This is a genomic window from Paraburkholderia sprentiae WSM5005 (assembly GCF_001865575.2).
GTDB lineage: Bacteria > Pseudomonadota > Gammaproteobacteria > Burkholderiales > Burkholderiaceae > Paraburkholderia > Paraburkholderia sprentiae.
Window position 1 is genome coordinate 335804 of the sequence record NZ_CP017563.2, and the last position, 11619, is coordinate 347422.

General features: G+C 63.7%; 8 protein-coding genes and 1 pseudogene. 2 read left to right on the forward strand and 7 right to left on the reverse strand.

What is annotated here, in order from left to right; all coding sequences use genetic code 11:
* Positions 1-70: 70 nt before the first annotated feature.
* Positions 71-152, reverse strand: a pseudogene (locus tag BJG93_RS36565) (transposase); the annotation flags it as partial.
* Positions 153-453: 301 nt separating this feature from the next.
* On the opposite strand from BJG93_RS36565, the gene BJG93_RS30135 reads away from it, so the two are divergent.
* Positions 454-2301, forward strand: a complete 1848-nt coding sequence (locus BJG93_RS30135) for a YadA family autotransporter adhesin (protein ID WP_027194895.1) — start codon at positions 454-456, stop codon at positions 2299-2301.
* A gap of 373 nt (positions 2302-2674) precedes the next feature.
* Here the strand turns inward: BJG93_RS30135 and tssE are convergent, their stop codons facing one another.
* The 6 genes from tssE to tssK form a co-directional block, all read right to left on the reverse strand.
* On the reverse strand, positions 2675-3085 hold the full coding sequence (tssE, locus tag BJG93_RS30140; RefSeq protein ID WP_027194896.1) for a type VI secretion system baseplate subunit TssE: 411 nt from the start codon (positions 3083-3085) through the stop codon (positions 2675-2677).
* An 11-nt stretch (positions 3086-3096) separates the two neighbouring features.
* The gene (tssH, locus tag BJG93_RS30145) at positions 3097-5781 is read right to left on the reverse strand and encodes a type VI secretion system ATPase TssH (RefSeq protein ID WP_027194897.1); all 2685 of its coding nucleotides are present in this window, start codon (positions 5779-5781) and stop codon (positions 3097-3099) included.
* Between the two features lie 139 nt (positions 5782-5920).
* The gene (locus BJG93_RS30150; protein WP_027194898.1) at positions 5921-6406 is read right to left on the reverse strand and encodes an Hcp family type VI secretion system effector; all 486 of its coding nucleotides are present in this window, start codon (positions 6404-6406) and stop codon (positions 5921-5923) included.
* A 96-nt stretch (positions 6407-6502) separates the two neighbouring features.
* The gene (locus tag BJG93_RS30155) at positions 6503-8305 is read right to left on the reverse strand and encodes an OmpA family protein (protein WP_027194899.1); all 1803 of its coding nucleotides are present in this window, start codon (positions 8303-8305) and stop codon (positions 6503-6505) included.
* A complete protein-coding gene (locus BJG93_RS30160; protein ID WP_027194900.1) occupies positions 8302-9075 on the reverse strand; it encodes a DotU family type IV/VI secretion system protein in 774 nt (257 codons plus the stop codon). The genes BJG93_RS30155 and BJG93_RS30160 overlap by 4 nt, the downstream gene beginning before the upstream one ends.
* Positions 9072-10424: a type VI secretion system baseplate subunit TssK gene (gene tssK, locus BJG93_RS30165; protein WP_027194901.1), complete on the reverse strand. Its 1353-nt coding sequence runs from the start codon at positions 10422-10424 to the stop codon at positions 9072-9074. The genes BJG93_RS30160 and tssK overlap by 4 nt, the downstream gene beginning before the upstream one ends.
* A gap of 598 nt (positions 10425-11022) precedes the next feature.
* Between tssK and tssB the strand changes: the two genes are divergently transcribed.
* On the forward strand, positions 11023-11535 hold the full coding sequence (gene tssB, locus BJG93_RS30170; RefSeq protein WP_027194902.1) for a type VI secretion system contractile sheath small subunit: 513 nt from the start codon (positions 11023-11025) through the stop codon (positions 11533-11535).
* Positions 11536-11619: the final 84 nt, after the last annotated feature.

Consider the following 11619-nt stretch of genomic DNA (forward strand, 5'->3'; position numbering starts at 1 on the left):
CTTCGAACGCAACCGCGAGGTTACGCACAGCCACATGAAGGCAACGTAGTCGCCCTTCGTGGTCTTTGCGGGTCTTGCCCGGTTCCACGCTTTCCCTAACCATTGCCGCTTCTCTTTTGCGCTGACCACCGTCGTCGGCGCTGCGGCCCCGTCCCATCCTTCCATCACTTCCTGCTCCCGACCACGTGGCCGCGCCCAGCGTTCGACGCTCGCCGTCAAGCCTGCTAATTCACGCATTTCCTTCTGACGGCACCTAGTGTCGTTGTGGAGCCTAAATGTAGAATTATGTTAAATACCGGCAGTAATAGACGATGTTTATGGCAGATTGTTCTATTCTTTGTGAATATTCACAACAATGTGAAACCACCGCTGAGCGGCACATGAAACCGGCGCGAAACGGCCGCATGCCGGCTGTCGAGCGACAAAGATAGACCACGCTTCATCAAGGGAAAAATGCAAAAGTCTCAACCCACTAAAAAGAAAATCTCGTTAGCGGTTCTGACGGCGCTCGCGCTGTCGGCGGGGGCCGCACAGGCGAACAACTTCGCCATCGGCGGTTCGGACACGACGGCGATGGTCGCGACGCCAGGCGGGCTCACCAGCGCGCCGACAGCGACCGCGGGAGCCGGTTCGGTTGCAGTCGCAGGCGCGGACGGCACGAGCCTGAATACGGCACTCGGTCAAAGCGCGACGGCAAACGGCGGTTTCGCTACGGCTGTCGGTGATTCGTCGACGGCAACCGGCGCAAACGCTACCGTCGTCGGCGCGATGGCTAAGGCGACCGGCGACAGTTCGGCAGCCTACGGTGCAAACGCAGTGGCAAACGGACAGAACGCGAGCGCGCTCGGCGTGAATTCGGCGGCGACAGGTTTGAATACGACAGCAGTCGGCAGCGGCGCAAATGCAGCGGCCGATTACGCCACGGCCGTCGGCGCAGGCGCTGCGGCAAATTCGGCTCAAAGCATTGCAATCGGTACGGGCAGCTCGTCAACCGGCCTCGGCGCCTTTGCTTCGGGTACGAATGCACTTGCGGATGGTGACGGCGCTGTCGCAGTCGGCCAAAGTGCAAGTTCGACGGGCAAAGGTTCGATTGCACAAGGCTTGAATGCCGCGGCAACGGGCAACGCAGACACGGGTTCAATCGCAATCGGCATGGATTCGGTCGCCAAGGTCCTGAAGGACACCGACGGGGGTCCGGTCGCAATCGGCGATAAATCCTACGCTGCGGGCGGCGGCGCTGTGGCAGTCGGTTACGACGCGGGCGCCGCATTCAACGTCGCGACAGCGATGGGTTACCAGGCGCTGGCAGGCGCCTATTTTTCGACGGCTTTGGGTGCGCAGGCGACGGCAAGCGGCCAATATTCGACGGCCGTAGGCGGTCTCGCGCAAGCCACGCTCGATAATTCCGTGGCGCTCGGCTACAAGTCGGAAACGTCGAAGGCAGCAGCGAATATCACGGAAGCCGTAGTCAACGGCGTGACGTACGGCGGATTTGCCGGAACGGCTCCGGTCGGCGTCGTGAGCGTGGGCGGTGTCGGTGCGGAACGTCAGATCACGAATGTCGCGGCCGGCGAAGTGTCGGCAACGAGCACGGATGCGGTGAACGGTTCGCAGCTTTTCTCGATTGCTTCGCAAGTGTCGGCGCTGACGACCGGCCTCACCGCAGTGAACACGAAAGTCGATGCAGTTAGCACGAAGGTCGATTCGCTTCCGACGAACGAAACCGGTGGCGTTGTTGCCGGTACGGTCGTTGACGACACGGGCACCGCGGTTGGTACGAATTCGGTCGTCACTGCAACGAACGGAACTGCTATCGGCAATGGTTCGAACGTCAGCGGCAATGACGGAACAGCCATCGGCACGAATTCCAAAGTCACCGCAAACAATTCGGTTGCCCTGGGTGCAAATTCGGTCGCAGACCGGGACAACACGGTTTCGATTGGTGCGCCGGGTGCTGAGCGTCAGCTTACCAACGTTGCAGACGGTACGGCTCCCACTGACGGCGTGAATGTGCGCCAGCTCGACGACGCGATCAACGGCGTACGCAATGACATGTCGCGAATCCGCAAGGACGCGGACGCAGGCACCGCATCCGCAATTGCCATGGCGAATTTGCCGCAGGCCGTTCTGCCGGGTGAAAAAGTCGTTGCGATGGGCGCAGGCACGTACGGCGGTCAATCCGCCATGGCCGTTGGTCTGTCGGTTGCAACGCGTAGCTGGATGGTGAAGGGCTCGGTAACGACTGCTGTGTCCGGTCATGGATCCGTCGGCGCGGGAGCGGGCGTGGGTTATCGCTGGTAACGCCTTGTGCGGGACGAGCCCTTGTGAGGGCTCGTTTTTTTGGTGCGTCAGGCATGGCGTGCAGCGCCGCGGCTGGCGCTATCCGGTCCGCTGTGGTGGAGGTGTCCATCGAATACCTGGCGACACGACGCACCGAACAAGCTCAAGCGGAGGACCTGCGAGTCTGACGCCGACAGCAAACGCCGGATACGTGATCCGTACCTCCGGTGTTGTGGGAGGACGGCGGGACAACCCCGTTCCTACCCGATCACAGGTACGCGGATGTAGATCACGAGTCACAAGGTCCGCGGCTGTCCGTCTGGCAGCCTGCTGCGCGCAAACCGGGGCCCGCTCATTAAAAAACGTGAAAACGCGCACGGCCCAGTGGTATCACTCAGGGCCGTTCCACCCGCATGCGTCCGGGCGGCTCGAAGTACGTACCGAACCGCACGAGTCCAGCCTTCTTCATGTGGCACGTCATCTCGAAGCTGACGAGCACGCCGGGATCCTGGTTGTCGGTGATCTCGACGTCGATCGCACGGATCCGGGGTTCGTACTTCAGAAGCGTTGCCTCCATCTGCTGCCTGAGCAGATGCGACGAAGCGGGCAGGGCCTTGTAGATGTTCGTGAGGTCCGGCAGCCCATAGTCGGGCAGATGCTTGAGCGCGCCCGCGCGCGTGTTGAGGATGCGCCGCACATTCTGCTGCACGCTCATGATTTCGAGCGTCCTGTCGTCGTACGCGTCGAGCGGCGCTCCACCGATCTGCCCGAGCAGCATGTCGTAAAGGGACGGGCCTGCTGGCATCGTGAGCTCTCCTAGATGCCGGCGTCGGCGGGCACCTCATCGTGCTCGACGAAGTCGATCGTGAGATTTCCTTCAGCCGAACTCGACAGCCGGATTTCCGCCGCCGCCGCGCCGTTCGCCATCCGCATGAGCAGTTCGCGCGACACGGCGGGCAGGATCCGCTGGTTGAGGAACGCGTCGACGTTGCGCGCGCCCGATTCACGCGCGAGGCACAGCTGCGCAAGTGAATCGGTCAACGCGTCATCGCAGGTCAGCGCGACATCGTGTTGCCTGCGCAGACGCTCGGCAACTTTCGCGAGCTTGAGCCGCACGATCGAAGCGAGCGCGGGTGCGTCGAGCGGGCGATAAACCAGCGTCTGGAAGCGGGCGAGCAGCGCGGGCTGGAAGTGCGCAACGAGCTGAGGATGAATCGCGTCGAGCAGTTCGGTCTGCGAGATGGCCGGGTTCTCCGCGGTCGCCTCGTCGATCTGTGCGCTGCCGAGGTTGGATGTCATCAGGATCACGCAGTTGCGAAAATCGATTTCGCGCCCTTCGCCGTCGCGCATCATGCCGCGATCGAACACCTGATAAAAAATGTCGAGTACATCCCGGTGCGCCTTTTCGATCTCATCGAGCAGCACGACGCTGTACGGGCGCTGCCGCACCGCTTCGGTCAGGATGCCGCCGCGGCCATAGCCGACGTAACCGGGAGGCGATCCCTTCAACTGGGAAACCGTGTGCGACTCCTGGTACTCGGACATGTTGATGGTCGTGAGCGCCGCTTCGCCTCCGAACAGCAGATCGGCAAGCGCAAGCGCTGTCTCGGTCTTGCCGACACCCGAGGGACCAGCCAGCAGGAACACGCCGAGCGGCGCCTGTTCGTTCTTCAGCCCCGCCTTCGCGGTGCGCAGGCTTTCGGCGAGGGCGGCCAGCGCGTCGTCCTGCGCGATGACCCGCTTCGCGAGACTGTCCTCGATCGCGAGCAGGCTCCGAAGTTCGTCCTCGACCAGGCTGCCCACCGGCACACCGGTCCACTCGGCGACCACGCGGGCGATGGCCTGCGCATCGACATCCGCAAAGACGAGCGGTGTCTTGCCCTGTGCATCGGAGAGTGTCTGCTTTGCTTTGGCAAGCTCGCCGGTCTCCGGTTCTGAACCCCTGGCATCTCGCCGCATGTGCAGCGCCTGCACGAGAGCCAGTTCGCGCTCGTAGCGGGCCTGCAGCACCACGAGGTCGCTGTTCGCATCGGCGAGCGCCGCAGTGAGCGCATTGCGTCGCGCGATGACGTCGTCAACGCCGGCCCGCTCGTCCGCGTCGAGCGTCGCGCGCTCCAGTTCGAGTGCAGCGACCGCTGCGCGGGCGCGCTGCAGCTCGGCCGGCGGGGATTCGAGCCCCATGCGCACGCGCGCGGCGGCCGTGTCGATCAGGTCGACCGCCTTGTCTGGCAGTTGCCGCGCCGGAATATAGCGGCGCGAGAGTTTCACGGCCGCGACGAGCGCTTCGTCGCGGATATGCACGTCATGGTGCTTCGCGTAGCGGCTCGCGAGTCCGCGCAGCATCAGGCACGCTGCTTCGTCATCGGGCTCGTCGACCTTGATGAGCTGGAAGCGCCGCTCGAGCGCGGCGTCGCGCTCGAAATATTCCTTGTATTCCGACCAGGTGGTGGCCGCGATCGTGCGCAGCTCGCCGCGCGCGAGCGCGGGTTTGAGCAGGTTCGCCGCGTCGGCGCCGCCGGCGGCGTTGCCCGCGCCGATCAGCGTGTGGGCTTCGTCGATGAAAAGCAGGATCGGCACCGGCGAGGCCTGCACCTCGTCGATCACGTTCTTCAGGCGCTGCTCGAATTCGCCCTTCACGCCGGCGCCTGCCTGCAGCAGGCCCAGGTCGAGTGTGAGTATGCGCACGTCGCGGATCACGTTCGGCACGCTGCCTTCGGCGACGCGCAGCGCGAGGCCTTCGACCAGCGCGGTCTTGCCCACACCCGGCTCGCCGACGAGGATCGGATTGTTCTTGCGTCGCCGCGCGAGCACGTCGACCATCTGCTGGATCTCGCGGTCGCGCCCGAGCACCGGGTCGATTTCGCCGCGGCGGGCCTTGCCGGTCAGGTCGATTGCGAACCGGGCGAGCGCCTCGCCGTCAGAGGAGCGTTGCTGTGCGCGCGCCGGGGGCGCGCTGGCGGCCACCGGCGGTTGGGTCGCTGCGGCTTCGGATGCGGGCGCTGTCGCCGGCACTGCTTCGTCGGGCAGGTTTTCGCACGACTGGCGGCCGAGTCGAGGGATCAGGCGCTGGATTTGCGCACTACTAACAGACAGCAGCGGCCATGCGTGTTGCGCGCGCAGTACGTGCGGCGCATCGACGATTGCCTGCAGCAGATTGCCCGAGCGGATCGGCTGGTCCTCGTCCGCAGACGACGCCCGGCTCCACGCATCCTGCAACACGGTCGCCAACTGCAAGGAAATGGCGGGCTTGCCGCGCAGGTTGCGGGGCAGATGATCGATCGCCGCGATCAACGCGTCCCAGACGGCGTTGATGTCGATTCCGTAGTGCCGCAGGATCGCAGGGATGTCGCCGTCGTCCGCCTCGATCAGCTTCAGCAGCCAGTGCTCGACGGTGATCTCGTCTGCGAGGCGGATCTGACAGAGGCTCGCAGCCGCTTCGAGCGCTCTCGCGCAGTGCGGGTTCAGCCGGCGAAGCAGATGGGTCGAGTCGCGCAGTGTCATGTCAATGCCGTATCACGGAACAGGGCAGAAACGACGTTCTGCCCACATCAAGAAAGTGCCAGCCCAAATGCGGGGCCGGCAAAAGGAGACCGGCTGCGGGGTGCAAACCGGTTCAGCACAACATGGCCGATGGCCAGAATCAGGAACGCTCGTTCCAGGTGTCCTTGTGGATGATGTTACCGTCCTTGTACGACCACGTGACCGTCTCGTAGCGCAGTTCGACTTCTTCGACGTGGTTATGTTTTTCGTACGCCGGGTCCTTGATGTCGAACATCTTCGGCTTGACCGCGACGATCTTCACGTTGTCCAGCTTCGTGTTGAAGTACTCCTTTTCCTTGCCGGCGTCGTCGATCTTGTACCACTTGATCTCGACCGACTTCAGCGTCTGGCCGCTCGTGACCGCCTTGTACAGGTACGGCGTCGACGCGTCGGTTTCCTTCGTCAGCGTGATCGGTTTGTGCACGCGCGTGCCGGTCAGCTTGCCGGTGTTGCCGTCGGTCGGAATATGCACGCCGTGATCGAACGCGACGAGCTCGACGCTGCCTTCACGGCCTTGCACCGTCACCGAACCCTTGATGTCGGCGCCGCCATCGTCCTTGAGCCACATATAGGCCGGAATTGCCATCTTTCACTCCCTTTTCTCGTACTACGACACTCGCCCGGAGCCAGCCCCCGAGCCTCTGAAAACCGAAGCATTCGCTTCGGAGGCTAAAAATTGCTGCTATCTGGCCGAATCCCCCAGTGCCCCAACGGCACTTGCCCCGAGGCGACGGATTTCCTTCGGTGCGTCCGGCACCAACGTGATTTCCACGCGCCGGTTTTTCGCTCGTCCGTCCTGGGTGTCGTTGCTCGCGATCGGCCGCGTGTCGCCGTAGCCCTGGATCGCAAACTGCGTGGACGCGATGCCCGATGCGTCGGTGAGCCAGTCGCGCACCGCGCCCGCGCGTGCGACCGACAGTTTCAGGTTGCTGTCCGCATTGCCGACGTTGTCGGTGTGACCGGCGACGAGAATCCGCTTGTCCGGGTGAGACCTGATCATTTCGAGCGCGCCGACCATCGCACGCGTCGAGCCCGGCTTGAGTTGCGCCTTGCCGCTGTCGAACAGCGACATGCTGTCGAGCGTCACGACCGTGGGCGGTGGAGGCGGCGGCTGGTAGGTCGCGATCGCCTCGTCGAGCGCCGGCATCAACTGCGCACCACGGTACAAGCCGAACGACAGTCGGAGCGGCACGCCTGTGCGTGAATAGCGGTCCAACTGGTCCCGATCGGCCACGAGCGCGTGCAGCGCATCGCGCTTGGCGGCGTCGTGAGCGGCGGGAATCATCGAATACCGGCCGAGATCCGCGCCGACACGGGAGAGCAACGCCTGATTGTTTGTTGCGGACCCCCAGAACGTCACCGCGAGCGCGCAAGCAACGAGAGCCACGGCGTGGGCGAGGGCAGCCAGCCGCGGCGAGATCCACGACCGCCGCGGCATGGCCTCGATCAACGGTTGAGGTAGCGGCCACGGCAGCGGTGACGCGGGCAGTGCGGGCGGCACGACCCGGGTCTGCATTTCAACGTCGCGCTCCCAGGGCTTGCCCGGGCCGCTGGCCGGCCCGCAATCGATCCAGCCTGCGCCGAACAGTGCCCACGGCGTTGCCGGCTGCCGGCGGTCGCACAGTACGCCGAGCACGACGCGCTGCGTCCAGCTGACGATCGATGCCAGGCTCGCGGCGCGTGCCGCCACGTTTGCCGACATCATGCGGTCGCCTCCAGCCCGCTCGACTTCACGCTCGGCCGCCTGGATGACGACTTCGAACCGCTGTGCGTCCGTCAGGTGCGTGGCCGATGACACGCCATACCATTGAGGCAGCGCGAGTGTCATCGGCGCCCTGGTGAGGCGCTGGTAGACAGCGACAAAACCCGGCAGGCGCGCGCCGAGCATGCGTGACGCGTCAGCGACGGACTGACGCACGACGCGCAGCTTCTGCGCCAGCACGTCTTCACCCGAATGCAACGCCGGCGCCACCGACAGCACGACGCCGTCGGGCGCGCGACCATCGCGCCACTGCTTCACCGCGACGGCAAGCTGCGGCAGGTCTCGCGGACGGTCGGCCCTGAGCCAGATCGCACCGTCGCCGACGTGCGCCATCCTTGGCTCGCCGGCAATCCGGTCGAACAGGTTTTCCAGCGCATCGCCCGTCACAATCACGAGCGGCATGCGGATGCGCAGGTTGAGCGGAATATCGGCCGTCGCCGCGCCAAGCGCTGCGAGCAGGTGCGCGTTCTGTCCGCGAGCGCGTGAGAGCTGACGGGTGCGCAGCCAGATCAGTGCGAGCGCAGACAGGGCAATGAGGACAGTGAGCGTGCAGGCGAGCCCCCGATCCACGGGAAGCACGAGCCAGATAACGGCCAGCGCGAGCACAGCGGCCAGTGCCACGATGGCCCGGAACGGATAGCCCAGCCCCTCCAGCACATGGTTCGATTCGCGGCTTGCGTCCTCGAGCGCCGGCCCGGACGGTGCGGGCAGATCGGACTTCACGGCCGCCGCGCCGTCGGTACGGCCGGTGCGAGGTGGGAGAGTTGCGCAAGGTGCGCATCGAGCACCTGTGCCCATATCAGCCAGATCACCGCAGCGGCCACGCACGCGAGACCGGCGATCGCCCAAGGCGAGAGACGGTAAAACCAGTCCGTCAGCCGCCTGCCGGTGTGATCGGCAAAGAAGGGACGGCCCGCGAGCGGGCGCCCGCCAGCGGGGCTTCCTCCGGCGCGCAGTTTTTCAAGCTGGGTATTGAGCGACGCCATCAGCGCCGCACGCTTCGTTTCTCCTTCACGCGCGTAGCGGCCCATGAAGCCTAGGCCAAGGATCGCCGCGTAGCATTCGAGCAGTTCGGTATTCGCAGACGGTTCGCGCATTCGTTGTTCCAGCCGCTCGAACACGCGCTCGCCCGCGTCGTGCTTGCCGAAACGCTCGACCTGCAACGGCTGGGCATCCCACACCGGCTTGTTCTCCGCGCTCAGATTGCGCAGGGCCGCCTCATCGAGCAGGCCGCATTGGGCAAGCGCCGCGTCTTCGCGGACGTCGGCCGCAAAGCCGCGCTGATCGAGCGCAGCAGCGAAGCTGGCCATTAGTTGTTGGCAACGTTGACGCAGGGTGGCAGCGTCTTCAGGATGGCCACCCTCGGACAAACGCGTCACCAGCAGGGCTGTGTCGCGCAGCAGGTCGCGGATGCCCGGGGAGAAAGTACGGCTTGCAGTGGCGAATCCGTCCATCAGGGCCGTCTTGCTGCGGACTGGAGTGAGCGTGCTCATGAGCGCAACACCGCATATAGTTCAAGCGACGCCCCGGAAACGGACGTCGGCAGGTAGATCTGGCAGGCACGGGCAGCGAGCATGCGCGCGTGCGCCGGATCGCTCGCGTCGAGCGCGAAGTACTGGTTGTCCAGCCGCACCGGGATGGCGGCCGGCACGCGCTGCACGGCCTTGAGTGGAATGCCGGGCAGCGCCGAATTGACAATGTGCTCGATGTCGTCCGGCGCACCGATCTTGCAAAGCCTCGGGAACTGCTCGACGAGTTCGAATGCCGGCGACGCGGCGTTGACCGACAGGTACCAGTCGGCCGAACTCTCCACGATGCGCTCGTCGAGGAACTGGCCCGCCCACGTCGTTGCATTCCTGTGCGTAAGCCCGATCGAGACCACGCGGGACGGGATGATCGCGTCGAGCAAGTCGCGGATCATGGTCTCGAGCTTGGCGAACACCTCGTCGGCACGGGCGTGGTCATACGGCGGAATGTCGGCGAGCTGCGAGCCGGTCGAGAACGTCATGAGGACGCTCGCGAGTTGTGCGAGGGTCGAGTAAAGACGCTCCGGAGGCTGGCTCGGGTGCGTGCAAAAAAACCGCAATTGCGGCCAGGCCGTATGGATGCAGTGGAGCAACCAGAACAGCTGCACATCCGCCACGCCATATTCGGCGACCTGCTCGATCCGTTCGCTTCTACGCCCGCCGAGCGCCGTGCTCTTTGCCTGCAGGATGTCGGCGAGCCGTTCGATCCGTTCGACATGCAGCGAATGGGCGGCAAGGGTCAGGCACGGTGGCACGTAGCGGTGGTCCACCTGAAACTGGCCGCTCGTGGTGCGCGTCAGCCGCGCGATCGCACACACCGTGTCGTCGGCATGCGACTCGAAGTCGAACAGCACTCGCACCGCATGGCGTTCGGCGGCAATCTCGGCTTCGCCGGTACCGTTGAGGTCGATGACCTTGACGAACTCGCGGTATGAGCGCCGCGGCCGTGCCAGCGTCGTTTCGTCGAACCGGCAGTTGCTGCCGGTCGCATTGAACAGCGGCAACGCGGCCAGCACGACCACGCTCTGCACATCGGGCGACAGGCCCTGTGTGAGGTCACGCGCGGGCGGCAGCGCATCGGCCACCGTCGTGTCGATCAGCGTGCCGTCCGGAAAGCGCAGCTTCAGTTGCGTGAGCTTCAGGCGTCCGGCCGCGAGCGCCTCTTCATCGATCCTCACGCCTTGCGTGCCCCATGGTTCCGCCAGGCACGCCCCAGCCACCTGACGCGATACGTGAGTGAACCATAGATCCTGCTGCTGGAAGTGCTGCTGCGTGAGGATCAGCCCTTCATGAAAAAGCGGTTTGTCGATCCGCATGGGTGTGGTTTGTGCCGTTGTCTGGAATTATGGTGAGGGCCGATTCTATACGCCACATTCTCTGTTCGCATAGTCAAAAAGTAGTTAAGCATGCGAACTACATGAAATGAACGACGATTATTTTTGAGACATTTTCCGTATCAGCATAGGCAGCATTCGCGACGCATGATTAGCGCGATGTTTCGATCATACTGCCTTAGTAACAAAAACAATGTCAGAAAATGTCATGAGAATGTGATCCTTTGCCAGCACCGGTTCTGGGGAAATTTTCGCGTGCCGGAGAACCGTATTTGTCAAATTTTCGATATCGGAAGTGTGTGGATGCCTATTGAATAGACGGTATTTAATGATGTTTAACATTGTCTTTGCAATCCGTATCGATTTAACAACGCCGTCATGCTTTGACTAAAAGCGGGTAAACCTGTTTAATGGCGTGGCAATAAAGTTCGCATGAATGGAGGCCGCGCTATGGGGTGCCGGAAGAAGTCCTTCGCGAGCGAAACACGCGTATGCGTGTGCGCCCGTTCGCAAGAGGTCACCGCATCGCACCGGGCGAGTTCTGCGGGGACCTTGAACGTCGTTCAACTCAGGAGCACTAATGGACAGCTTCCAGCGCGAAATTCCTAAAAGTCGCGTATCAATCACACTGGATCTGCATACGGGCGGAGCCCAGAAGAAGGTCGAGCTTCCGTTGAAGCTGCTCGTCGCCGGCGACTTCAGCGCGGGCAAGGAGCAGGCGCCGCTTGCGGAGCGCAGGAAGACCGACATCAACAAGAACAACTTCGACGCGGTGCTTGCCGACTACGCGCCGGACCTCAGGCTCGCCGCGGCAAACACCCTGGCCGGCGACGGTTCGGAACTGCCGGTGAACCTGTCGTTCCGTTCGCTGAAGGACTTCGAGCCGGAGCAGGTTGCGCGTCAGATTCCGGAAATGCAGGCGCTGCTGGCGGTGCGCAACCTGCTGCGTGACCTGAAATCGAATCTGCTCGATAACGGCACGTTTCGCCGTGAGTTCGAGAAGATCCTGAAGGATAAGCCGCTATCGGACAAGCTGCGCGGCGAACTCGCCCAGATCGCGACGGCGGCAACCCAGCCGGAAGGCAATGCCTGAACGGCGTCGGCCCAGCACGGCCTTAACTGCAATCCATAACCGGGTAGATAAGCAGATAGCGATGGCATCGCAGACAGGACACGG

Coding starts and splice junctions, on each gene's coding strand:
- tssB (WP_027194902.1), top strand. CDS start 11,023: ATGGACAGCTTCCAGCGCGAAATTCCTAAAAGTCGCGTATCAATCACA.
- BJG93_RS30160 (WP_027194900.1), bottom strand. CDS start 9,075: ATGAGCACGCTCACTCCAGTCCGCAGCAAGACGGCCCTGATGGACGGA.
- tssH (WP_027194897.1), bottom strand. CDS start 5,781: ATGACACTGCGCGACTCGACCCATCTGCTTCGCCGGCTGAACCCGCAC.
- tssK (WP_027194901.1), bottom strand. CDS start 10,424: ATGCGGATCGACAAACCGCTTTTTCATGAAGGGCTGATCCTCACGCAG.
- BJG93_RS30150 (WP_027194898.1), bottom strand. CDS start 6,406: ATGGCAATTCCGGCCTATATGTGGCTCAAGGACGATGGCGGCGCCGAC.
- BJG93_RS30135 (WP_027194895.1), top strand. CDS start 454: ATGCAAAAGTCTCAACCCACTAAAAAGAAAATCTCGTTAGCGGTTCTG.
- tssE (WP_027194896.1), bottom strand. CDS start 3,085: ATGCCAGCAGGCCCGTCCCTTTACGACATGCTGCTCGGGCAGATCGGT.